Genomic DNA, 23,869 nt, shown 5'->3' with positions numbered 1-23,869 from the left:
TTCGCCACCCTTCTTTAAGCGACTAAACTTATGCGTTCGATAAATTCACATTCAGTTTCGGTATTGATTTTTTCTTTGGCTTGTTGTGATAAATCTGCTTCAATACGTGCATAGTCTGCTTCCATTTTATTAAGCATTGCTTTAATTGAATCGATTTCATTGTTTTCAATTTCTTGAGCACAATTAACATGTGTGTAATCTATCATATCGATGTATTTATTTTCTAATTTTAGTGTCAAGCTGTCAATCATGTTACGAATTCGTTCTTTTTTCTCAATTAGATAAGCGATATATTGTTCAATGCTTTCTAATTTTAAATCTAATTTTTCTTTGTAAGACTTTAATCCTACTTCAAATGTGTTTTTACAAATGTCATTTAAGTATGTCGTAATATAGTTCATGAAACCACCTCATCATTGATTAGGTTTCATTATAAAAAATTACCGGAACCATTTTAATAGGCTCCGGAACCATCTTACATTAGGACTTTAGACCGAAAATTGAAATTTAATCAATTTTGGTAGTTAATAATGGGCCATCTTTCGTTACGATAACTGTATGTTCAATTTGTGCAACAAAACTTTTATCTTTCGTTTCAAATGCCCATTCATTTTTACCTTCTGATACATATGTAGCATTTGAAGAAATAAATGGTTCAACCGCTAATACTGTACCTTCTTTAAGTAACGTTTTATCTTTTGGATCAAAGTAGTTCATTACATGACTTGGTGCTTCGTGTAATGATTGGCCAACACCGTGACCAGTTAAATTTTTAATAACTGTAACGTCATTTTTTCGTGCTGTAGCATGTACTGCTCTACCAATTTGGCTTAATTTAGTACCTGGTTTAATTTTCGTCATTGCAGCTTCGAAAGCCTCTAAAGCTACATCACAAACTTTTTGTTTTAATGGATTATCAGATTCTCCGACAACAAATGAAATACCTGTATCAGCATAATAACCATTTTTAAGTGCAGATACATCTATATTAACTAAGTCACCTTCACGAATTACTCTTTTACCAGGGATGCCGTGAGCAACTTCTTCATTCACACTAATGCAAGTTTGACCTGGAAAATTTTCGTCATGTATTGGAGCCGAAATAGCACCGTGTTGTTCAAATAAATCTTTAGCAATATCATCGAGCTCTTTTGTAGTAATACCTACTACAGTAGCTTCTTGCATTTTGTCTCTGACAAGCGCACAAATATAACCTATATCTTTCAAAGCTGCTAGTTCTTCTTCTGTTTTAACAATCATTTTATCCCGTTCCTTTTTAAATAATTTATCTTACTTATTATTATAGCAGATTTTTTTGTTATAATAATAGACAGTATTTAAGCATATATAGTTTAACATTAACGTATTTTAAATTACACAGTTTAAGAATAACTTAATTATATAATGGAGATTTTCTAATGAATGACAAATGGTATAAAAGATTAGTTGGTGCACGAACATTAAAAACTGGTTTAGCAACATTTTTAACGGCTCTATTTTGTATGCTTTTAAACCTAAACCCTATATTTGCCATATTAAGTGCGGTTGTTACGATAGAACCTACTGCAAAAGCCTCAATAAAAAAAGGTTATAGACGGTTACCTGCAACTGTAATTGGCGCATTATTTGCAGTATTATTTACTTTTATTTTTGGAGATCAATCTCCTTTTTCCTATGCATTTGCTGCCACCCTTACAATTTTGGTTTGTACTAAATTAAACTTACATGCAGGTACTACAGTCGCAACATTAACTGCCATGGCGATGATTCCAGGCATACACGATGCATATATTTTTAATTTCTTCTCAAGACTATTAACAGCAGTAATAGGATTAGGCACTGCAGCATTAGTTAATTTTATTATTTTACCTCCGAAATATTACGATCAAATCGAAAATTTATTACGTGAGACTGAAGAAAAAATGTATGCTTTATATAGCGAAAGAATGCAAGAATTATTATTAAGCCAGTACAAATCAGACTCATCAATTAAAAAATATAATAAATTACTAATAGCTACGCAAAAGATTGAAGCTTTATTAGCTTATCAATCCGACGAATTATCTTACCACAAATATGGTGAATCAGAATGGATTAAATTTAAAAAGTTTCAAACTTTAGCTACCACTGACAGACTATTTATTTCACATCTATCAAATATTATTTATTTGCCTAAAAAGACAATTATTCATTTTGATAACAATGAAAAATTGGCAATGCTTAAAATAGCTAATAATATTAATCAAATTATTGCGACAGGCCATTTTGAAAGAGAAAAGGAAAGTGCCTCTATATTGAAAAACTCTGTTAAAAATTTAGATGAATTTGACGTCCATCAACTTAAGAGTCATATCATATATGAGATATTGTTAATTTATCGTATCCTTGATGACAGATACGCTTAACAACTATAATAAGTAATTAAAAAGCCAATCAACTTGATTAACTAAGTTGATTGGCTTTATTTATAATTATTTTTTCACTCGATCTACGATAACTTGTTTGGCCGCTTCTTCGATGTCATTGTCGACATTTACAGGTTCGAATGGAATACCTTTACGTTCACAAGCCTTAGTTAACAGATAGTCAGTAATTTCATGGTTTTTTGGTAATATTGGTCCATGTAAATAAGTACCCAATAAGTTTTTATAATGAATACCTTCTTTACCATCTTTATCATTATTTCCAAAACCATGCGTTACATTACCTAATGTACCAAAATCATGATAAGTTCTGCCGCCATGATTTTCAAATCCAACGATAGTACCGAATGTTTCGCTTTCAATAACGATATCTCCAGTTAATCTATCCTTTTGTGACTTAGTATAAAAGTCTAGAATGTTCAGACCTTCTAATTCTGTACCATCTGGCGTAATATATTTACTACCTAAAAATTGGTATCCGCCACAAATTGTTAAACCAGGCATACCATCTTCTATTGCATCTTTGAGTATTGTCTTAATCTTACTTAATTCTTTAGTAGCAAGTGATTGTTCTCTATCACTCCCACCGCCGATAAAGAAAATGTCACAATCATCTAGTGTTATACCTTCAGTTTCATTAATATCAATCACATTAACTTTGATATTTCTAAGTTTAGCTCTTTGACGAAGGGCAATGATATTTCCTATATCACTATATAAGTTTAATTTATCTGGCATAAAATGATATATATTTAATTCATTCATACTATTTGTCCTCCTTAAATGAGCGGTTTAATTGATCTAACATTGGAGATAAAGAGGTATAATTCGGTATTGCAACAGTGAAGCTATTATAGTTCATTGATAGTGCAGTTGCCTTATAGATATCTTTCTCCACAATAACTGGTACGTCGACTTCAGCTAATTTCAATCGTAAATGTAGCTCTTCAGCTCTTGTACCTGTAACAATTATTACTTCGATAGATTGTCTTGAAAGTTTTTCAAAATCGGCGTCATAAATCCAAGAAGTGTCACGTCCATCGGCAGCATTATCATTTAAGCTTAAAAGATAGACCTTATTACCTTCAATTTGTTCACCAACTGATAAACTTGAGTTCATACCTGCAGGGTTTTTAGCAAGATTTATCATAGCTTCTTTTTGATTATTTTTGAAATACTGCATTCTACCATTATGTGAAGTATAAGATTCAAAGCCATTACGAATTGAGTCATCACTTAATCCTAATTCTTTTAATACAGAATATGCGGCTAAGGCATTATATGCATTAAAATCACCTGCTATTTTCATATCGAATTTAGCGTTATTAACTTCCATGTCAATGAAAGGTGATAAATTAAAGTTTGTGACTTCATATTTAGGTTGTTCCCTTTTAAATCCGCATTCACAATGATAATGACCTATTTGATTATAGTGAATATAATCATAATGTAATAATCGACCACAGTTAGGGCAATATTTACTTTCATTCATAGTACTTTGTTCAAATTCGTGCACATGCTTTTGCATGCCATAATATAAAACATTGTCACTAGCTATTTTTAATCTACTAACAAATGGATCATCAGCGTTTAGTAACAGTTTGATACCTTTATTACTAATAGCCTGCGCGATATTATTTACCATAATATCTATTTCGCCGAAACGGTCCATTTGGTCTCTAAAGAAATTAGTAAACACCATCATAGTAGGTGTTACTTCATTTAATACTCTAGGGATACTCCCCTCATCTATCTCGATAATTGCTATTTTCGTATTTTGGTTGTTTTGTAAAATAAATGCTGACGTAATACCAGCAGCCATATTGGCTCCTTCATTATTATGTATAATCTCTATATTATTTTCTTTTAATGTGTAGCCAATTAAATTCGAAGTCGTTGTCTTACCATTAGTACCACTTATAAATACTATGTCATCTACTTTTGTAGCTAAATTTCTTAAAATATTTTTATCTAATTTTCTTGCAACTTGGCCTGGTAGATCAGTACCTTTTTTACCTGCTGCTCTACTTGCTTTACGTGCTAGCTTTGCCAAAGTTGTAGCTGTCCAATGTCTCATAAATAACCTCCCTATATTACTCGCACAAAATATTATAACACGACTTTTTTTCTTTCTATAGCATTCTCAATTAAAAATGTTGAATACATCCTAGATTATAATAATTATTATTTACTAATGAGAATAGATTTGCTATACTTATATCAATTAAGTATAGGAGGCCAATTACTTATGTTAAATAAAGAATTATTAAATGCATTAAATGAACAAATGAATCACGAATACTATGCAGCACATGCATATATGGCAATGGCAGCTTATTGTGACAATAAATCTTACGAAGGTTTTGCTAATTTCTATATTCAGCAAGCTAAAGAAGAACGTTTCCACGGTAAGAAAATCTATGACTATATCAATGACCGCGGTGAGCACGCTGAATTTTCAGCAATTTCTGCACCAAAATCAGAATTCAGCAGTATTTTAGAAACATTTGAAGATGGTTTAGCTCAAGAACAAGATGTTACACGTAGATTTTATAATCTATCTGACATCGCAAATAAAGATAAAGATTATGCTACAATCTCATTCTTAAACTGGTTCTTAGATGAACAAGTAGAAGAAGAAGCAATGTTTGAAACACACATCGATTATTTAAACCGCATCGGTGATGATCATAATACTTTATATTTATATGAAAAAGAGCTTGCTGCACGCACATTTGATGAAGAATAAATTTAATACAAGTTCTAATTAGTAATTTCAATAAAGGGTGAACTTAGGTTATAGACTAAACTTATATACCTATATAAGTATTTTATCTTGCCTATGTCCACCCTTATTTTTTATTATATAATAAAATGTACATTATGTACTTGGAATATGGTAAAACGATTAATGTTTTATCTTCTAATTTATGAAGGGAAGTATTGTAATGGCTGAAAATGCATTTGTAGCATTGGACTTTGAAACTGCTAACGGTAAGAGAACAAGTATTTGTTCTGTAGGGATGGTAAAAGTAGTGAACCATGAAATTGTGGAGACTTTTTATACGTTAGTTAATCCTAATGACTATTTTTCACAACAAAATATAGCCGTTCACGGCATCCATCCAGAAGAAGTAGAAACATCCCCTACTTTTACAGAAGTATATCCATATATGTTAGATTTTATTGATGGCTTACCTGTAGTGGCTCATAATGCTGCTTTTGATATGAACGTGCTTCATGAAAGTATTAAATCATGTGGTAAAGACACACCGAGTATGACTTATTTTTGTTCACTGCAATTAGCTCGTCGTACGATAAATAATCATCGTTATGGTTTAAATCATATGATGCAGTTTTATAATTTGGATTTTCACGGACATCACGATGCTTTAAACGATGCAAAAGCTTGCGCGATGATAACATTTCGCTTGTTAAAACATTATGATAATTTAGCGACTATGCTTAACGTATATGGTAAACAATTGAAAGACAAAGATTAGACGTTTACAAATAATCATAAATTGTCATGTTTTCATAAGTAGATTTTTCCAAATTCCCTACCGTAACGCCTACTAATCTAATTGGAATCTCTGGTTCTTTAAGATCTGTATATAATGCGTATGCAATATTATAAATATCTGTTTCAGAACGTACAGTTTCCCTTAAACTTTTTTGCTTCGAAAAGGTTTCAAACTTGTACGTTTTTATTTTTACTGTGACTGTTTTTCCTGACTTTTGTAAATTAGCTAGTCTTTGTGCAGTCTTTTCACTTAATTCCCAAATTTTTTGTAATATTTGCTCGTCGTCATTAACGTCTGTAGCGAATGTACGCTCTGTCCCTACCGACTTACGTATTCGCGTTTGCTTAACAGGATTATGATCAATCCCTCGAGCTTTATTGTATAAGCCATGCCCTCTTTTCCCAAATAACCTTATTAATTCACGTTCACTTTGGTTATACAAATCTTGACCAGTGAATATATTATTATCATGCATTTTTTGTTTTGAAGCCTTACCGACACCGGGAAAATCACCTATGTCTAAATTCATCAAAATATCATGCACATTATTATAGTCAATAACAGTTAAAGCATTCGGTTTATTCATGCCACTTGCTAATTTAGCTAAAAACTTATTATACGATACGCCTGCAGAGGCAGTTAATTCCGTTTGCTCTGTTATATCACGGCGTATATATTGTGCTATATGCGAAGCAGGCAAATCTGGTCGAACGAGGTGTGTAATATCTAAATAGGCTTCATCCAAGGATAGTGGCTCTACAACTTCTGTGTAACTTTTGAAAATTTCCATTATTATATTAGAAGCTTCTTTATAAGCTTCAAATCTTGGTGTGACATAATAACCATTCGGACATAATTTATGTGCTTGTGCCATTGGCATCGCTGAATGTACGCCATATTTTCTTGCTTCATAAGAAGCCGTTGAGACTACGCCTCTACCACTGGCTTTACCGCCTACAATAACAGGTTTCCCTTTTAATTTCGGATTGTCTCTCATTTCTACTTGCGCAAAAAAGTAATCCATATCAATATGGATAATACGTCTTTCTCCCATTTAGATTCACCTCCCATAAATATACTCTCATTAATTTAAGTATACTACTGCCCTTTATAGTTCTAAACAAAAAATCCCCAAAATGTATTAATAACATTTTGGAGTTTCGTTATATTTTAAATTATTACATTATTTAGGTTCTGTGTGCATTTTAGCTGGAGATTCTGTGTAATAATAAATACCCTGTTCTGTATTTTCAACATATTTAACATTATTATTTAATAGTCCTATTGTAAAATATAAATCAAATAGACAATATCCAATGTGGAAACTACTAATAAAAATAATTGATGAATACGATAAGAATGTAAAGGCAACAATGAGTAGTGATGTTAAAACAAATAGTGGTGCTAACATAATAAGTATATATTGCCATTTTTTATAATACGTCTCGGGCATATGCGTTGAAATTAATCCATAATGGTAACGGTAAGAAGGTTTTGCTGTATTTTTCGCAAAAACTCGGAACAATATATTATGTATTAATTCATGGATAATAACGACACCAACTAGACCTAAAATGCCGTAAATGATATTAAACAATATATCTTGTTCAATAATATGCGTATATAAGTATGCTATTTTATACGAAATTAAGATAGTCATCATTACAATAGCTACTTGTAAAATCACAAATCGTTCCATCATTTTTTTATTATCAAACAAACTAATTTTAAACACAATATATCCCTCCTAACATATTTATCGAATATTTATACCTTGATTATAGATAGTGGATAAATAAAATTCAATCGAATATATTGCCTGTAATCCAATTTTAATAAACCTAGTCATTCTGCAATACTTTACATATTTTGAAATATTTCATTACTTCAATTCAAATAAAGCAACTGTTTCAACGTGTGTAGTTTGTGGGAACATATCGACTGGTGTTATCTCAATTAAATTATACTTTTCTTGTAACATTGCAGCATCTCGTTGTTGCGTTGCAGGGTTGCAAGAAATGTACACTATCTTTTGTGGCGCTAAAGTTAGTAAAGTTTGAATGAAGGATTCATCGCACCCTTTTCTTGGTGGATCTACCATAACAACATCCGGCTGAATTCCTTCTTGTTGCCATTTTAATATAGTATCCTCAGCCTTGCCACAGACAAAAGTAGTATTTTCTAACTGGTTTAAAGTCGCATTTTGCTGCGCATCTGCAATTGCTTCTGGAACAACTTCCACACCGTAAACATGTTTAACTTGTGATGCCATTGATAATCCTATCGTTCCAATTCCACAATAAGTATCTAAAACGATTTCGTTACCTGATAACTGCGCATAATCAATTGCACGTTGATACAAATTTTCAGTTTGGGCAGAATTTATTTGATAAAATGAACGGTCACTAATTTTAAATGTAACGTCAGATAAACTGTCTTCTATTTTATCTTTACCATATAAAGTTATTGATTCATCGCCCATAATGACATTGGAATGCGTTTTATTTATGTTCTGTTTAATACTTGTTACATTAGGAAAAGCTTCTAACAATTTTTCAATAATTGTTGGAGCTTGTTTAAACTTTTTACCATTTGTTACAAATATTATCATTAAATCGTCGCTATGGTGCCCTGTACGAATAACAACGTGTCGCATTAGTCCTTGCTTTGAACGTTCATTATAAATACTTACTTTTAAGTCATTAAATAACTGTTTAACGACATTCATCACTTGTTGATGTTGATTATCTTGAATCAAACATTCATCCATATTGATTATGTCGTGACTGCGTTGTCGATAAAATCCCATTTTCACATCTTTGTCTTGCGTTATACCAACGGGAATTTGAGATTTATTTCTATAACGCCAAGGATTTTCCATACCCACCGTATCGTGAATCGTTGTTTCTTTAAAATCACCTTTACGATGAAACAAATTAACAACTTGTTCTTTTTTCATAGCTAATTGCGCATTATAACTCATATGTTGTAATTGGCATCCCCCACACTTAGAGTAGTAAACACAAGGTGGTTCAATTCGTTCTTTACTTTCTTGCATTACATTCATTAATTTACCAATGGCAAAATTCTTTTTGACTTTGATAATTTTATATTCAATTTCTTCGTTAATTAATGTATTAGGTACAAAAATAGGATAGTTATCAATTTTTACGACGCCGTGACCCTCATGTGTTAAATCAATAACTTTACCGTCTTTTATGTCATTTTTTTGAATCGTCTTCAACTCATTCACTCCAAATTAAAAGAGGTTAGGTTGCAATGATGTTGTGACCTAACCTCAAATGATGATAATTTTATTTATTGCTCAGTTAATTCTTCATTTTTAACATCTTTCGGTGTAAAGACTTCTATATGTTGTTTCAAGTTTAAGAAGTTACCTGGTAGTTTACCGCCATACTCGCCGTCTACATTCAATTGCATGTCTGTAAAGGAAGATATGTTAATTGAACTTGCTTTCTCATAATGTACTTTAGGATGTTTTGTATGTTCACCACGAGATGCCAATGTCATAATATGACCTAATTCTGCCAGATTTGCTTTTTCCACGATAATTAAAGTGAATTTACCGTCATCTAATTTAGCATCAGGGACTAATTTTTCAAATCCAGCCATAGAATTAGTTAAACCTAATAAGAACAACATTGCTTCTCCTTGAAAGACTTTTCCGTCATATTCAATTCTAATATCGACTGCCTTCATTTGTGGCAACATTTCAAAACCTTTAATGTAATATGCAAAGGGTCCTACAATCGATTTTAATTTACTCGGCGTTTCATAAGAGACTTGTGTTAATTGACCACCTGCAGCCAAATTAATAAAATAACGACTGTTCATTTTACCAATATCTACTTTTGTAGAGTGTTGATCAATAATTACATCTATAGCACTCATAATATCGCTAGGTAAATGCAAGGCACGGCCAAAATCATTAACAGTCCCCATTGGTATAATACCTAATTTAGGTCTGTTAGGTTGTTCTGCAATACCATTTACGACTTCATTCAATGTCCCATCGCCACCTGCTGCAATTAATACATCATATTGACCTTCGAGCGAACGTTGTGCCTCAATTGTAGCGTCACCTATTTTTTCTGTTGCATATGCACTTGTTTCAAATCCTGCTTTTTCTAATTTTATTAGTACATCTGGTAACGTACGTTTAAATAGCTCTTTACCAGAAGTTGGATTATAAATTATTCTAGCTCTTTTTCTCATAGTTTATCCCTCAACTTAGTATACTCATCATCTATATTAAAGTATTTATAGTTCAGTTGAAAGCATTTAAATTATTCAATTTAATAATGCGTTAACTTTTTAATACAACAAGTAACCTGTAAGCAATTTATATTGCTTACAGGCATATGATTTAAGCTTTAATTATATTAAACAACTCACTTAATAATTAGCGTTTGTCTAACTCTTGTTTTAATAGTTGATTTACTAATTGTGGGTTAGCTTGGCCTTTTGAGGCTTTCATAATTTGACCAACTAAGAAGCCCATAGCTTTACCTTTACCATTTTTGTAATCTTCTACTGATTGAGGATTGTTATCTAAAGCTTCATTAACAAATTTAAGTAATGTAGCTTCGTCTGAGATTTGTACTAAACCTTTATCTTCCATAATTTGTTTAGCGTCTCCACCATTTTCAGCAAGTTCTGGGAATACTTTTTTCGCAATTTTACTACTCATCGTACCGTCTTCGATTAATTTAATCATACCCGCTAAGTTTTCAGGTGTTAATTTTGTATCTTGCAGTTCGATTTGATTTTTATTTAAGTATTCGTTAACGCCACCCATTAACCAGTTAGATGTTAATTTAACATCAGCGCCTTCTTTAACTGCGCCTTCAAAGAAATCAGACATCTCTTTTGTAAGAGTTAACACATGAGCGTCATATGCTGGTAAACCAAATTGCGAAACATATTTTTCTTTTCTTTCGTCTGGTAATTCTGGAATTGTTTGACGCACACGTTCTTTCCACTCTTCATCAACGTAAAGTGGTACGATATCTGGTTCTGGGAAGTAACGGTAGTCATCAGAACCTTCTTTAACACGCATTAAGATTGTTTTACCATTTGATTCATCAAAACGACGTGTTTCTTGTAAGATTTCTCCACCATTTAATAGTTCTTCTTCTTGGCGTTTTTCTTCATATTCTAAACCTTTACGTACATAAGTAAATGAGTTTAAGTTTTTCAATTCAGCTTTAGTTCCGAATTCTTCTTGTCCGTATGGACGTAATGAAATGTTAGCGTCACAACGTAAGGACCCTTCTTCCATTTTACAATCAGAAACGCCAGTATATTGAATAATAGAACGTAATTTTTCTAAATATGCATACGCTTCTTGTGGTGAACGAATGTCTGGTTCAGATACAATTTCAATTAATGGTGTACCTTGTCTATTTAAGTCTACAAGTGAATAGCCATCTTTGTGTGTTGATTTACCAGCATCTTCTTCCATATGCAAACGTGTAATGCCGATACGTTTTGTTTCACCGTCTACTTCAATATCAATATATCCATTTTCACCAATTGGTTGATCAAATTGTGAGATTTGATAAGCTTTTGGATTATCTGGATAGAAATAGTTTTTACGGTCAAATTTAGATTCTGTTGCGATATCCATATTTAAAGCCATAGATGCTCTCATTGCCCAATCAACAGCTCTTCTATTTACGACAGGTAATACACCTGGGTAACCAAGGTCTATAACATTAGTGTTTGAATTTGGTTTAGCACCAAAGTGTGCTGGTGATGGAGAAAACATTTTTGAGTCTGTTTTTAATTCGACGTGGACTTCAAGTCCGATAACTGTTTCAAAATGCATTATTTCCACTCCTTATAATTTTTCGTATTTATCATGAAAGTTAAATTGTGTTTCATATTGATAAGCGACACGATATAACGTTTTCTCATCGAATGGTTTACCAATGAACTGTAAGCCAATTGGACGGTTATTTGAAAGTCCACATGGCACTGAAATACCTGGTAAACCAGCTAGATTTACTGGAGTAGTTAATAAATCATTCGCATACATTGTTAATGGATCGTCAATTTCCTCACCAATATTAAACGCTGTTGTTGGAGTAGTTGGACCGACAACAACATCATAATTTTCAAAGATATTATCAAAATCATTTTTAATTAAAGTTCTAACTTTTTGAGATTTTTTGTAAAATGCATCATAATAACCAGAACTTAACGCAAATGTACCTAATAAGATACGACGTTTAACTTCTTCGCCAAATCCTTCACTTCTTGACATTTTATATAATTCTTCTAAAGAGTTAGCTTCAGTTGAATGATAACCATATCTGATACCATCGAAACGAGATAAGTTTGATGACGCCTCAGATGATGCAATTACATAATATGATGGGATGCCATATTTAGTGTTAGGTAATGACACTTCATCAACTGTTGCACCAAGTGATTTTAATGTTTCTACTGCATCTTTAACGGCAGCTTTAACGTCTTCTGATACACCTTCGCCTAAATATTCTTTTGGTAGTGCAACTTTTAATCCTTTTATATCTTGACCAATATCAGCTGTGTAATCAGCATCATTTACAGGTGCACTTGTAGAATCATTTTCATCTACACCAGTAATAGCTTCTAATACTAAAGCATTGTCTTTAACATTTCGTGTTAATGGACCAATTTGGTCTAAAGAAGATGCGAACGCAACTAGGCCAAAACGTGACACACGACCATAAGTAGGTTTCATTCCTACAATTCCGCAATAAGCTGCAGGTTGACGGATTGAACCACCAGTATCTGAACCTAAACTAAATGGTACTAAGCCTGCTGCAACTGCTGCAGCTGAACCACCTGAAGAACCACCTGGTACTGCAGTGTGATCGAATGGGTTAACTGTCTTTTTATAATAAGATGTTTCTGTAGAACCACCCATTGCAAATTCATCCATGTTTAACTTTCCGATTAATACTGCATTTTCATCTTTTAATTTGTTCATAACAGTTGATTCATAAATCGGTACAAAGCCTTCTAACATTTTACTTGCACATGTAGTTTCTACACCTTCAGTAATGATGTTATCTTTGATACCCATAGGAATACCAAATAATTTACCTTCAATTTGACCTTTGGCTTGTAAGTCATCAAGTTCTTTAGCTTTTGCTAAAGCATTCTCTTTGTCTAATGCAAGAAAAGATTTGATTGTTGGATCTGTCTCTTCAATCGCATCGTATATATCATTAACGATTTGTGATGGTGTTATTTCTTTATTTTCAATAAGTTTAATTAGGTTTTCCACAGATTCGTAACGGATGGTCATTTTAAGCGTCCTCCTCATTCATGATAGATGGTACTTTAAACTGTCCATCTTCCGTTTCTTTCGCATTTTTTAATGCAAGCTCTTGAGGAATACCCTCTTGTGCTTTATCTTCACGTAATACATTTTGTAAATCTAATACATGATTTGTTGGTTCAATATCGCTTGTATTTGCAGAATCGATTTGATTAGCAAAATTTAAAATTGTTTCCAATGTTTCTTGCATTTCAGTCGTTTCATCTTCAGAAATTTGAAGTCTAGCTAAATTAGCTATATGTTTAACTTCTTCACGTGTAACTTTAGCCATTATATTAAAAAGCCTCCTTTTACTCATTCACTACAAAATTGTATCAAAATTTCACCCAAAAATCTAAATTTTTCGTTAAAAATACATTGATTATTCAATCTATAATACTTCGCATAACAAATTTTTTAATATTTGGCTGAATTTATACTCGCATCATAGAATATCTTTATATTTTAATATTAAAAACACGTTGTCACAAATTTTATGCGACAACGCGTTAATATAAAAACTTTGTTTATTTAATTGCTGTTCGTATAAATATGAACTTTTGGCTTATCTTCATCTTTTGATTTACTAATTAATGCTTTTGGATTATTACCATCTTTGATATGAATTTCATATTCATCTATATCACTAAAGTATTTATCCGCTTGTTGCGTTACATATTGTGTAATACCGATTGTTTCGGCTTTACTATAATAATCGATAGGTAAATCCACAGATAATGATTTCGCTTTTTTATTTTCAAACTTCACTGTTCCTACTGCTTGTGTAAAGTTATTGAAATAAGATTGAAGGTTATCATTAAATTGTTTAAAGTTGTTATTTAATGTTTCGTCTATATCACCCGCTTCATCAGACGGTAGTAATACAGATTTTTGACTAATATTTTTCCATTCGTTTATACGTGTCTTACCTTTTTCGGCAGTTGTACCTGCAACAAACTCACCAGGAATAATAGCATTTTCCCCGGATTGTTTATAAATTGCAAAATGAATTGGAATATTTTTCAAGTCTTTATTTTCTCTTAATCTTGATAAGATTTCACTAGCCATTTGTTTACCTTGTTTTTTAATTTCTTTATCATCTAACTTTTTACTGAAGGTATCTCCATCTTTTTCTTTTTGATAGTAGTATGTACCATTCATAGCTAAACCGATTGTCATACCTTTAATCTTTTTACCTTTAGTATCACCATTATCATAAAAATCTTGTTCTAATATATTAGATAAATACGCAGGAGAATTTTTAGCTATTTTTTCAGGATCCGTTTCACCATTGTGTGAAGGGTTTAAACCTAAATTTTCGTTTGCCTTTTTATCTTTACGTTCAGAACTACTCATTTTATCGATTTCGGCTTTAGTATATTTCGGTTTTAAATAAGCGTTTGTCGTATCTTTATCTAAATATTGTCCATCTTGATAAAGGTAGTCTTTAGTTGGAAAGACTTGCTTACTCAAGTCTAACAAACCATCTTCAAAGTCTTCACCATTATAACTATTTGCCATATTATCTTGTAGTAAACCACGACTTTGGCTTTCTTTAAAAGGTAAAATTGTTCTGTAATTGCTACCTTGCACATTTTTATCTGTAGCAATTTTTTTAACGGAACCCGAATCATTTTTCGTAGATTGTTTATTGTTAGATGACTCATTTTTGTCATTGTCATTAGTGCCACATGCTGATAATAAAATTATTGCGGATAAAATTAAAATTAACGTCCGTTTCATGCAAGATCCCCTCTAATTAGAAATTTCATTTTGTTTATTTATAAAATCTTCTTCAGACCATACTGTCGTGCCAAATTTTTCTGCTTTAGTTAATTTAGAACCCGCATCCGCACCTGCGATGACTAAATCAGTACGCTTAGTCACACTGTTAGTCACTTTAGCACCTTGCAATTCTAACCACTCAGCTGCTTCATTTCTTGTCATCTGTTGTAATTTACCAGTTAGTACAATCGTCTTATCTTTAAATTCTGGGTGACCTTCTATATCAGAAGTTCTTACTCCCTTATATTCCATATTAACATGCTTTTGTTGCAATTTATCAATAAGTGAGCGAATATCGTCATTTTCTAAATAGGTAACGATAGATTGTGCAAGTTTATGTCCAAAATCATGGATACTCACAAATTCTTCCTCTTTAACTTCAAATAGACGCTCAATAGAACCGTATTTTTCTGCTACGACTTGGCTTGCTTTCACACCTAAATGTCTGATGCCTAGTCCAAACAGTAAGTGTTCTAATGAATTCTCTTTAGATTGCTCAATAGCTGACAATAAATTATCTACTTTTTTCTCACCCATTCTCTCTAATGGCAATAAGTCGTCTTTTGTTAAATAATAAATATCGGCAACGTCTTTAATTTTATTATTATCATAAAGTTGATGAATTATTTTAGTTCCTAGTCCGTCGATATTCATAGCCTGTCTGGAAACAAAGTGTATTAATCCTTCTATCAATTGCGCCTGACATTTTGGATTGATACATCTTAAAGCTACTTCGCCTTCTATTCTGACTAACTCATGGTCACAACTTGGACAATGTGTTGGCATATGATAAGTAACCGCATCATCTGGTCTTCTATCAATAATGCTGTTTATCACTTCAGGAATAATGTCTCCCGCTTTCTTAATAACGACACTATCTCCGATACGAATATCTTTTTCGTGAATTAAATCTTCGTTATGTAATGATGCTCTAGAGACTGTTGTACCAGCCACTCTAACTGGTTCTAAAATTGCCGTCGGTGTAACGACACCAGTGCGTCCGATACTCAATTCAATATCTAGCAATTGAGTTACGACTTCTTCTGCAGGGAATTTATAGGCGATTGCCCATCGCGGTGATTTTTGTGTATATCCCATTTCTTCTTGTTGTGCTAAATCATCAACTTTTATTACGATACCGTCAATATCATACGGTAGTGATTCACGTTGCGCTGTCCAGTATTCTATATAATCTAATACTTCATCAATATTGTTAACTTTTCTACGCTCTTGATTAGTTTTAAATCCTAATTCATCTAATTCTTTCAGCGCATCGTTTTGACTCTCTGCAGCAAAATCAGTAAAGTCATTAACACTATATAAAAATACACTTAATTTACGTTTTGCTGCTAATCGTGCGTCCAATTGTCTTAACGAACCTGCAGCAGCGTTTCTTGGATTCGCGAATGGTTGTTCATCATTTTGTTCTTTTGCTTCATTTAATTTAAAGAAGGAAGAACGTGGCATATATGCCTCACCACGTACTTCAAAGGTTAATGGTTTATTAATTTTTAAAGGAATTGCATGGATCGTTTTTAGGTTTTCGGTTATGTCTTCTCCCGTTGTCCCATCTCCACGCGTAAGCCCTTGAACAAATCTACCATTTTCATATTTTAATGATACTGCTAAGCCATCGATTTTCAATTCACACATATATGTGACTTCACCAATTTGCTCTCGAATACGTTGGTCAAATTTACGTAAATCTTCTTCATTAAAAGCGTTACCTAAGCTTAACATCGGCGTATCGTGATTTACTTTTTCAAATGTAGATTGAGCTTCTCCACCTACACGTACAGTTGGGGAATCTTCTGTTTTATATTCAGGATGTTGTGACTCTATTTCTATTAATTCATGTAGTAATCTATCATACTCACTGTCAGGCACAGATGGATTGTCTTTAACATAATATTCGTAACTATATTGATTTAATAGTTTGTGCAATTCATCGACGCGCGCTTGAATATTTTCAGTCATATGCTATTCCCCCTTTTTTTCGATTGGTGCAAATTGTGCTAATAAACGTTTAGGTCCTTCAGATTTGAAAATAATGTCTAGTTCTACTGAACCATTCTTCTCTGAGACATTACTTACCATACCTTCGCCCCATGATTTATGGATAACTTTATCTCCGACATTCCAAGTCGTATTGTTTTGTTGCTTGCTAGAACGTACTTGTTTACTAAAGCCTCTCTTTTGCGGTTTTTTAGTTGCGCTATTAAATTTAGACGTAGCTTTACTTGTACCTTTCACATCTTCTAATAGACTTTCAGGTATTTCTTTAAGGAAACGAGAAGGTAAATTGGATTGAGAACGACCAAATAACATTCTAGAAGTAGCATGCGTAATATATAATTCCTCTTCAGCTCGTGTAATCGCAACATAGCAAATTCTACGTTCTTCTTCCATTTCATGATCATCATCACTTTTTATAGCTCTTATATGTGGGAACAATGATTCTTCCATACCCATTATAAAGACTATTGGGAATTCAAGACCTTTTGCAGAGTGCATTGTCATTAAAGTTACGCCGTTTTCAATTTGAGCTTCATCTATATCAGCTACTAGAGATAAGTCTGTTAAGAAATTAATTAAAGATTGCTCTTCTAACGGCGTATTTTTTTCATAATCTTTAGGAACTGACATAAATTCATCAATATTCTCTAAACGGCTACGTGACTCTAGCGTTTGTTCTTTTTCTAACATCTCTCTATAGCCAGATTTTTGCATTATTTCTTCAACAATCTCACTAATTTCTAAGAATTCTTGTTCTTTAATTAAATTTTGAATTAACTCATAAAAATTAACACATTCTTGTGTAACTTTTTTGGACAAACCGATAAAGTCCACTTCACCTAAAGCGTCAAACATACTAATATCATTATCTACAGCATATTTTTGAATTTTTTCAACAGAAGACGGACCAACGCCTCTTTTAGGCACGTTTATAATACGTTGTAAACTAATGTCATCATTACTGTTAGCAACTATTCTTAAATAGCTTAAAATGTCTTTGATTTCTTTTCTGTCATAGAACTTCTGTCCGCCAACCATTGTGTATGGAATGTTTGATTTCATAAATGTTTCTTCCAGCACACGTGACTGAGCATTGGTACGATAAAGTATAGCCATATCTTTGTATTTTTTATTATTTCTTTGTTGTTTCATTATTTCTTTCACTACATATTCGGCTTCATCACGCTCGGTCATAGCTTCATAATAATGTATTTTTTCTCCTTGCGTGTTTCCTGTCCATAACCCTTTTGGTTTACGTTCTGAGTTATTTTTAATCACTTCATTTGCAGCAGTCAAAATCGTTTTTGTTGAACGATAGTTTTGTTCTAAAAATATTGTTTTAGCTTCAGGATAGTCTTCTTCAAAAGATAAAATGTTTTGAATATCAGCACCACGCCAACCATAAATAGACTGGTCAGAATCCCCTACTACACAAAGATTTTTAAATTTACTAGCTAATAATTTAACTAATGTATATTGTGCTTTATTCGTATCTTGATATTCGTCGACATGAATATATTGGAATTTATTTTGATAATACTCTAAAACTTCAGGCACACGTTCGAATAAATTAATAGTTGTCATTATTAAATCATCAAAATCCAATGCTTCATTACGTGATAATTGTCGTTGATATCCTCGATATACGGTTGCTACCATTTGTGAGTGGTAATCATTCGCTTCTTTTTGAGCATCTTCTGGAGTTTTCAATTCATTTTTCAAATTACTAATTGCCCCAATGAACATTCTTGGCTCAAAGCGTTTACTGTCAATGTTTTCAGATTTAAGTACATCTTTAATAACCGATTTTTGGTCAGTTGGGTCGATAATAGTGAAATTACGTTCAATGCCAATTCTATCTGCATCACGACGTAAAATTCTTACACACATAGAGTGAAACGTTGACATCCAAATAACTTGAGCCTCTTCACCCACTAAAGTTTCAACTCTCTCTTTCATCTCACGCGCCGCTTTATTCGTAAAGGTAATAGCTAAAATATTATATGGAGACACACTTTTCTCGTCTAATAAATAAGCGATGCGGTGTGTTAGTACACGAGTTTTTCCTGATCCCGCACCAGCCATAATTAATAATGGACCTTCTGTAGTTCGTACCGCTTGACTTTGTTCATCGTTCATTTTATTTACTAACGCGTTCATTTAGGTAACTCCTTTATTTTTACTGTTTTTAATGCTTTTTTAATATCTTTATATATAACGTCACCCACAATTATAGTATCGGCAATTTCTGCCATTGCACGGGCTGATTCGTAACTGTCAATGCCACCGCCATAAAATAATTGTGTGTCTGTTAACATACTCGCGGCAGTTTTCACTATATTAATGTCACCTTGCTGACCACTGTATTCTAAATACATAACAGGTAATTTATACATTTCGTTAATCATTTGTGCATAAGCCTCAATATCATCAGCTGTTAGATCAGTCTTAGCTTGTGTCTGCTGTGCGACCTTACTGTCTGGATTTAATACGACATAGCCTTCAAATACTACTTCATCAAAATCTATGACATGGCCAAATTGTTTCAATGCATCTAATAAAATTCCATTATGATATGTAACATCTTGACTATTTAATACTGTCGGTACAAAGTAAAAATCAAAACCAGGCATTACACTTTCAACATTTGAAATTTCTAACGCTAATGGTAAAGGATATCTTCTAACACGACTCATTAATTGAATGACATTATCTTCTGTAACATTGTCCGTCCCACCTATAACAATCGCATCGGTATTAGACATACAAAGTTGCTCTAAATCCTCATCACTAATGGATTTTGCAGGATCTAATTTAAATATATGTTTCCACTCTTTAACGTTATACATTTTTTGTTACTCCTTCATATCGCATACATATGATTATATCATTTTTATTATTTGAGTTCTAAAGTTGGCGCAAAAAAAGTCTGAGAGATTATATTATCTCCAGACTCTATTTTTTATAATGGCAGTAGTTGACTGAGTTGAAAATGTGCTTGTTTCAAACTTTTTTCAACTATTGTCATCTTTACCAAGACGGGACTACAAAATTTCCTAATTCAAATAAGATTTCTGTCTTGCCCTTTTTCGTACTAATTAAATTATTACTTAATTCGGTAAATTGTAATACGTTTCTAAATTCGTATTCCCGTCTTTAATAATTTTCGCTAATTCTGGACCTACATATCTGATATGCCAAGCCTCATAAGAATAACCTGTCTCTTTTTCTTGTCCTTTTGGATAACGAATAATAAAACCATATTCAGGTGCATGTTGTGCCAACCATTTACCTTCTTTCGATTTACCAAAATCTTTTTTAAAGTCTTTTATAGGTGCATCGGTACCAACATCAAATGCTAAGCCTGTCTGATGTTCAGAATGTCCTGGAATAGCTGTATAATGTTTCGCTTGTTCTTTACCTTCTTCTTTAACAAATTTCTTCATAATTTCTTGCTGATCTTGGTAGCTTCTATAACCGCTCCGGAATTTCAAATCAATATTATCTTTCTCAGCTGCTGCTAGCAATTTGTTTAATTGCTTTTTGGCATGTTTATCTTCGCCTGGTTTATGAGAAGGTGGCAACGTATAATGTTTATTTACTACTACATGCCCATTTACTTTCGTTACACCATGTTCCTCCGTTATTATTGGCAAAGCGTTTTTCGGCTTAACTATTTGATAAGTTAAATCATCGTCATCGCTATCATGGCGCGTAAAGAAAAAGAAACAAATAAACACAATAAAACTAATTATCAAGACAATAGTTACGCCTCCGAAAAATTTCTTCACAACAGGTAACTTCCTTTCATAACTCTAAATAGAACATTTTCACTTTAACATTTTAATTTTAATAATTATATAAATTGCTTACAACTATTATACGAAAAATGTCATATTAAACAAGAGTAAATTTTTGAGTGAAAATAAAAACTGAGAGAGCTACTATAATAGTACTCCCCCAGCTTATAAATAATAAATATGATTATTTATATAGAAATCAACAACACTTAAATTTTGTTATATTAAGCAAATGCTGATTAGTCAGTAGTTTCAATATTCATACGCTCTAATATCATTGTATAAGCGTCGTTACCCCATTGGAGTGATCTTTTCACGCGTGAAATTGTTGCAGTCGACGCACCAGATTCTTGTTCTATTGTCGCATACGTATAACCTTGTTTTATCATCTTAGCAACTTGTAATCTTTGAGATAAAGATTGTAGTTCATTGACAGTGCATAAGTCATCAAAAAATTGATAACATTCTTCACGTGTCTCAAGAGTCAATATCGCATCAAATAATTCATCTAACGCTTGTCCTCTTAATTTTTCAATTTGCATAAAAAACAACCCCTGTATATTTCAATTTAATCCAATTTTAACGTACTAACGCATTAAAGTGTAGTAATTTCCCTTGAAAAAATTAAAATAATCTCAAAAGCTTACTAAAAGAACTGATATTAAGCTAATCCCGCTCTTTCAAAAATAGTATCTACTTGATTCAAATGATGTTTAGGATCGAAACAAGCATCTAATTCTTCAGGAGTTAATAATTCAGTAATATCACTATCTTGTTCTACTAATTCTCTGAACGGTGTTTTAGTTTCCCAAGATTCCATCGCTTTAGGTTGAACTTTATCATATGCTTCTTCGCGAACCATACCTTTGTTTATTAAGGCTAATAATACGCGTTGAGAGAATATTAAACCGAAAGTTTTGTCTATATTCGCGGACATATTTTCTTCATAAACTGTTAGTCTATCAACGATATTAGTGAATCGATTTAGTCCATAGTCTAATGCGATTGTAACATCAGGTAACATGATACGTTCTGCAGATGAATGAGAAATATCTCTTTCATGCCATAGTGGAACATTTTCGTACGCTGTAGTAATATATCCTCTTATTACACGTGATAAACCTGTAATATTTTCAGAACCAATTGGATTACGTTTATGTGGCATTGCTGATGAACCTTTTTGTCCTTTAGCAAATGCTTCTTCAACTTCACGTGTTTCTGTTTTTTGTAAGTTTCTAATTTCTACGGCAAATTTTTCCATAGAAGTAGCAATTAACGCAAGCGTTGCAATATAGTATGCATGTCTGTCTCTTTGTAGTGTTTGTGTTGAAACTGGAGCTGCACCAATGCCTAAACGCTCACATACATGTGATTCAATTTCTGGTGGAATATTAGCGAATGTACCTACTGCACCACTCATCTTACCTACTTCAATTTCTTCTCTAACACGTTTAAAACGTTCTAAATTACGTTTCATTTCAGTGTACCAAAGTGCCATTTTCACGCCAAACGTTGTTGGTTCAGCATGCACACCATGTGTACGACCCATCATTAATGTATATTTATAGTCTTGAGCTTTTTTAGCTAATACATCGATAAAACGTTCTAAATCTTTTTCAATAATTTCGTTTGCTTGTTTGATAACATAACTTAATGCTGTATCAACGACATCTGTTGAAGTAAGACCATAATGTACCCATTTACGTTCTTCTCCTAATGTTTCCGATACTTGACGTGTAAATGCTACTACGTCATGTCTAGTTTCTTGTTCGATTTCTTGTGCTCTGACAACGTCTACTTTAGCGTTATCACGTATTTTTTGTACGTCTTCTTGTGGTATGTAACCTAATTTACTCCACGCCTCACAAGCCAAAATTTCTACTTCTAGCCATGCTTCATAACGGTTTTGGTCTGTCCAAATATTAGACATTTCTTCTCTAGAATAACGTTCAATCATTTTATTAAGCTCCAATCATTCTTATTTTATATGTTACAAACAGCAAAACATGTACATTATAGACAAAGTTATCTATAAAGTTCGTGTTTGTAAGTTCAACTTTAGTTTAACAGAATTAACGACAAAAGTATAAACCTTTTAAGCTAACATGTCTTAACATTAAAAATGGCTGAGATACAAAACTTCGTTATCTCAACCATTAGCTGATAATTTATTCGATTAATTTACCGACAAATTCTATTTCTTGTCTTAAAACTTCAATTTTTCCATTGTTATCTTCTTTGTACACTGGTTTTTCAAAACGTTTTACAGGCATGTAACCTTGTTCTCTCATACGTTGTAAACAGTCTTGAATCGTTTCGTTTTCTGCGACTTGAAATTTTTGTTGTTTCTTCATATAGATTCAACTTCATCCGTATCGTATTGTTTAAGTTTTTTCGTTTTTAATCCTTTAGCCCAGAAACCACCATGAATTGTACGTGGTTCGTATGCTATTACGAAAGCTTTTGCGTCAATTTGTTTAATCGTTTCAATTAACTTAAATTCAAATCTTCTAGGCGTTAAAATTTGAACTACTAAACGATAACCATCTCTACCGTGTGCAGTGTAGTGTGTAACGCCGTATCCTAAGTCTCTTAGTTGTGTTGCTAAATCTAATTCATATTCAGATGAAGTTACATTTACGACTGTATAACCAAGTGCTAACTTCTCTTCAATTTTCATTCCTACAATAATACCAATAGAGAAACCGAAAGCATAAGCAACTATGTTTTGAATTTGATCTAAACTAGACATAACAAGTCCTAATCCAACTACATAAACAAGTACTTCAACAAAGCTTACTATTGCAGCAATGTAACGATATCCTTTTAACGTTAAAATAGTACGCATAGTTAAACAAGTTACATAAGCAACATTTATGACAAATATGGCTAAGACCATTAACCATGGGTTTGATGCTATAACAGACATTACTCTTTCCTTCTTTCATTACATTAAAATCTAGATTATTTTATCAGCGTAATCATCAT

General features: G+C 32.5%; 23 protein-coding genes. 3 read left to right on the top strand and 20 right to left on the bottom strand.

Going from position 1 to position 23,869, the window contains the following annotated elements; genetic code table 11:
• Positions 1-14: 14 nt before the first annotated feature.
• Both C7J89_RS06050 and map read right to left on the bottom strand, forming a co-directional pair.
• The gene (locus tag C7J89_RS06050) at positions 15-401 is read right to left on the bottom strand and encodes a hypothetical protein (protein ID WP_061855634.1); all 387 of its coding nucleotides are present in this window, start codon (positions 399-401) and stop codon (positions 15-17) included.
• A gap of 106 nt (positions 402-507) precedes the next feature.
• The gene (map, locus tag C7J89_RS06045; protein ID WP_061855633.1) at positions 508-1,260 is read right to left on the bottom strand and encodes a type I methionyl aminopeptidase; all 753 of its coding nucleotides are present in this window, start codon (positions 1,258-1,260) and stop codon (positions 508-510) included.
• A gap of 158 nt (positions 1,261-1,418) precedes the next feature.
• On the opposite strand from map, the gene C7J89_RS06040 reads away from it, so the two are divergent.
• The gene (locus C7J89_RS06040; RefSeq protein ID WP_106884396.1) at positions 1,419-2,405 is read left to right on the top strand and encodes an FUSC family protein; all 987 of its coding nucleotides are present in this window, start codon (positions 1,419-1,421) and stop codon (positions 2,403-2,405) included.
• 66 nt (positions 2,406-2,471) lie between these two features.
• Here the strand turns inward: C7J89_RS06040 and gatD are convergent, their stop codons facing one another.
• Positions 2,472-3,188, bottom strand: coding sequence for a lipid II isoglutaminyl synthase subunit GatD (gene gatD / locus C7J89_RS06035; RefSeq protein WP_103295268.1), 717 nt, complete (start codon positions 3,186-3,188; stop codon positions 2,472-2,474).
• Between the two features lies 1 nt (position 3,189).
• Positions 3,190-4,500, bottom strand: coding sequence for a lipid II isoglutaminyl synthase subunit MurT (murT, locus tag C7J89_RS06030; protein ID WP_061855630.1), 1,311 nt, complete (start codon positions 4,498-4,500; stop codon positions 3,190-3,192).
• A 171-nt stretch (positions 4,501-4,671) separates the two neighbouring features.
• On the opposite strand from murT, the gene ftnA reads away from it, so the two are divergent.
• Complete coding sequence (gene ftnA, locus C7J89_RS06025) at positions 4,672-5,172, top strand: H-type ferritin FtnA (protein WP_061855629.1); 501 nt, start codon at positions 4,672-4,674, stop codon at positions 5,170-5,172.
• Positions 5,173-5,371: 199 nt separating this feature from the next.
• Positions 5,372-5,926, top strand: coding sequence for a 3'-5' exonuclease (locus C7J89_RS06020; protein ID WP_103295269.1), 555 nt, complete (start codon positions 5,372-5,374; stop codon positions 5,924-5,926).
• A 4-nt stretch (positions 5,927-5,930) separates the two neighbouring features.
• On the opposite strand, the gene dinB is transcribed toward C7J89_RS06020, so the two are convergent.
• The 16 genes from dinB to C7J89_RS05940 form a co-directional block, all read right to left on the bottom strand.
• Entirely contained in the window at positions 5,931-7,001 is a 1,071-nt protein-coding gene (gene dinB, locus C7J89_RS06015) for a DNA polymerase IV (protein ID WP_103295270.1), read from the bottom strand.
• 129 nt (positions 7,002-7,130) lie between these two features.
• Positions 7,131-7,682, bottom strand: coding sequence for a DUF3267 domain-containing protein (locus tag C7J89_RS06010; protein ID WP_103295271.1), 552 nt, complete (start codon positions 7,680-7,682; stop codon positions 7,131-7,133).
• Between the two features lie 147 nt (positions 7,683-7,829).
• Complete coding sequence (rlmD, locus tag C7J89_RS06005; protein WP_103295272.1) at positions 7,830-9,191, bottom strand: 23S rRNA (uracil(1939)-C(5))-methyltransferase RlmD; 1,362 nt, start codon at positions 9,189-9,191, stop codon at positions 7,830-7,832.
• A 74-nt stretch (positions 9,192-9,265) separates the two neighbouring features.
• Positions 9,266-10,183, bottom strand: coding sequence for a diacylglycerol kinase (locus tag C7J89_RS06000; protein ID WP_061855624.1), 918 nt, complete (start codon positions 10,181-10,183; stop codon positions 9,266-9,268).
• A 187-nt stretch (positions 10,184-10,370) separates the two neighbouring features.
• The gene (gatB, locus tag C7J89_RS05995) at positions 10,371-11,798 is read right to left on the bottom strand and encodes an Asp-tRNA(Asn)/Glu-tRNA(Gln) amidotransferase subunit GatB (RefSeq protein WP_061855623.1); all 1,428 of its coding nucleotides are present in this window, start codon (positions 11,796-11,798) and stop codon (positions 10,371-10,373) included.
• A 12-nt stretch (positions 11,799-11,810) separates the two neighbouring features.
• Positions 11,811-13,268 carry an Asp-tRNA(Asn)/Glu-tRNA(Gln) amidotransferase subunit GatA gene (gene gatA / locus C7J89_RS05990; RefSeq protein ID WP_061855622.1) on the bottom strand — a complete coding sequence of 486 codons (1,458 nt, stop codon included), beginning with the start codon at positions 13,266-13,268 and terminating at the stop codon, positions 11,811-11,813.
• 1 nt (position 13,269) lies between these two features.
• Positions 13,270-13,572: an Asp-tRNA(Asn)/Glu-tRNA(Gln) amidotransferase subunit GatC gene (gene gatC, locus C7J89_RS05985; protein ID WP_061855621.1), complete on the bottom strand. Its 303-nt coding sequence runs from the start codon at positions 13,570-13,572 to the stop codon at positions 13,270-13,272.
• Positions 13,573-13,811: 239 nt separating this feature from the next.
• Entirely contained in the window at positions 13,812-15,023 is a 1,212-nt protein-coding gene (locus C7J89_RS05980) for a CamS family sex pheromone protein (protein ID WP_103295273.1), read from the bottom strand.
• Between the two features lie 12 nt (positions 15,024-15,035).
• On the bottom strand, positions 15,036-17,042 hold the full coding sequence (gene ligA / locus C7J89_RS05975) for an NAD-dependent DNA ligase LigA (RefSeq protein WP_103295274.1): 2,007 nt from the start codon (positions 17,040-17,042) through the stop codon (positions 15,036-15,038).
• 3 nt (positions 17,043-17,045) lie between these two features.
• Positions 17,046-19,241 carry a DNA helicase PcrA gene (gene pcrA / locus C7J89_RS05970; RefSeq protein ID WP_103295275.1) on the bottom strand — a complete coding sequence of 732 codons (2,196 nt, stop codon included), beginning with the start codon at positions 19,239-19,241 and terminating at the stop codon, positions 17,046-17,048.
• Positions 19,238-19,930 (bottom strand): heptaprenylglyceryl phosphate synthase, encoded by a 693-nt coding sequence (pcrB, locus tag C7J89_RS05965; protein WP_103295276.1) that lies wholly within the window; start codon positions 19,928-19,930, stop codon positions 19,238-19,240. Before pcrB ends, pcrA begins: the two co-directional genes overlap by 4 nt.
• Before the next feature lie 261 nt (positions 19,931-20,191).
• Positions 20,192-20,872: a M15 family metallopeptidase gene (locus C7J89_RS05960; protein WP_233432445.1), complete on the bottom strand. Its 681-nt coding sequence runs from the start codon at positions 20,870-20,872 to the stop codon at positions 20,192-20,194.
• A 248-nt stretch (positions 20,873-21,120) separates the two neighbouring features.
• Positions 21,121-21,423 carry a YerC/YecD family TrpR-related protein gene (locus C7J89_RS05955; RefSeq protein WP_048793263.1) on the bottom strand — a complete coding sequence of 101 codons (303 nt, stop codon included), beginning with the start codon at positions 21,421-21,423 and terminating at the stop codon, positions 21,121-21,123.
• 119 nt (positions 21,424-21,542) lie between these two features.
• Positions 21,543-22,838 (bottom strand): adenylosuccinate lyase, encoded by a 1,296-nt coding sequence (purB, locus tag C7J89_RS05950; RefSeq protein WP_103295277.1) that lies wholly within the window; start codon positions 22,836-22,838, stop codon positions 21,543-21,545.
• Between the two features lie 211 nt (positions 22,839-23,049).
• The gene (locus C7J89_RS05945) at positions 23,050-23,235 is read right to left on the bottom strand and encodes an NETI motif-containing protein (protein WP_048793265.1); all 186 of its coding nucleotides are present in this window, start codon (positions 23,233-23,235) and stop codon (positions 23,050-23,052) included.
• Positions 23,232-23,810 carry a DUF2179 domain-containing protein gene (locus tag C7J89_RS05940; protein WP_061855615.1) on the bottom strand — a complete coding sequence of 193 codons (579 nt, stop codon included), beginning with the start codon at positions 23,808-23,810 and terminating at the stop codon, positions 23,232-23,234. Before C7J89_RS05940 ends, C7J89_RS05945 begins: the two co-directional genes overlap by 4 nt.
• Positions 23,811-23,869 lie beyond the last annotated feature (59 nt).

Source organism: Staphylococcus kloosii (assembly GCF_003019255.1).
Classification (GTDB): Bacteria; Bacillota; Bacilli; order Staphylococcales; family Staphylococcaceae; genus Staphylococcus; species Staphylococcus kloosii.
Note: the sequence above shows the minus strand (reverse complement) of the source record. Positions and strands in the feature narration are given on the sequence as shown.

Excerpts from the sequence above, each read along its gene's own strand:
- C7J89_RS06050 (WP_061855634.1), bottom strand. The coding sequence starts at position 401 with ATGAACTATATTACGACATACTTAAATGACATTTGTAAAAACACATTT.
- map (WP_061855633.1), bottom strand. The coding sequence starts at position 1,260 with ATGATTGTTAAAACAGAAGAAGAACTAGCAGCTTTGAAAGATATAGGT.
- C7J89_RS06040 (WP_106884396.1), top strand. The coding sequence starts at position 1,419 with ATGAATGACAAATGGTATAAAAGATTAGTTGGTGCACGAACATTAAAA.
- gatD (WP_103295268.1), bottom strand. The coding sequence starts at position 3,188 with ATGAATGAATTAAATATATATCATTTTATGCCAGATAAATTAAACTTA.
- murT (WP_061855630.1), bottom strand. The coding sequence starts at position 4,500 with ATGAGACATTGGACAGCTACAACTTTGGCAAAGCTAGCACGTAAAGCA.
- ftnA (WP_061855629.1), top strand. The coding sequence starts at position 4,672 with ATGTTAAATAAAGAATTATTAAATGCATTAAATGAACAAATGAATCAC.
- C7J89_RS06020 (WP_103295269.1), top strand. The coding sequence starts at position 5,372 with ATGGCTGAAAATGCATTTGTAGCATTGGACTTTGAAACTGCTAACGGT.
- dinB (WP_103295270.1), bottom strand. The coding sequence starts at position 7,001 with ATGGGAGAAAGACGTATTATCCATATTGATATGGATTACTTTTTTGCG.
- C7J89_RS06000 (WP_061855624.1), bottom strand. The coding sequence starts at position 10,183 with ATGAGAAAAAGAGCTAGAATAATTTATAATCCAACTTCTGGTAAAGAG.
- gatB (WP_061855623.1), bottom strand. The coding sequence starts at position 11,798 with ATGCATTTTGAAACAGTTATCGGACTTGAAGTCCACGTCGAATTAAAA.
- gatA (WP_061855622.1), bottom strand. The coding sequence starts at position 13,268 with ATGACCATCCGTTACGAATCTGTGGAAAACCTAATTAAACTTATTGAA.
- gatC (WP_061855621.1), bottom strand. The coding sequence starts at position 13,572 with ATGGCTAAAGTTACACGTGAAGAAGTTAAACATATAGCTAATTTAGCT.
- C7J89_RS05980 (WP_103295273.1), bottom strand. The coding sequence starts at position 15,023 with ATGAAACGGACGTTAATTTTAATTTTATCCGCAATAATTTTATTATCA.
- ligA (WP_103295274.1), bottom strand. The coding sequence starts at position 17,042 with ATGACTGAAAATATTCAAGCGCGCGTCGATGAATTGCACAAACTATTA.
- pcrA (WP_103295275.1), bottom strand. The coding sequence starts at position 19,241 with ATGAACGCGTTAGTAAATAAAATGAACGATGAACAAAGTCAAGCGGTA.
- pcrB (WP_103295276.1), bottom strand. The coding sequence starts at position 19,930 with ATGTATAACGTTAAAGAGTGGAAACATATATTTAAATTAGATCCTGCA.
- C7J89_RS05955 (WP_048793263.1), bottom strand. The coding sequence starts at position 21,423 with ATGCAAATTGAAAAATTAAGAGGACAAGCGTTAGATGAATTATTTGAT.
- purB (WP_103295277.1), bottom strand. The coding sequence starts at position 22,838 with ATGATTGAACGTTATTCTAGAGAAGAAATGTCTAATATTTGGACAGAC.
- C7J89_RS05945 (WP_048793265.1), bottom strand. The coding sequence starts at position 23,235 with ATGAAGAAACAACAAAAATTTCAAGTCGCAGAAAACGAAACGATTCAA.
- C7J89_RS05940 (WP_061855615.1), bottom strand. The coding sequence starts at position 23,810 with ATGTCTGTTATAGCATCAAACCCATGGTTAATGGTCTTAGCCATATTT.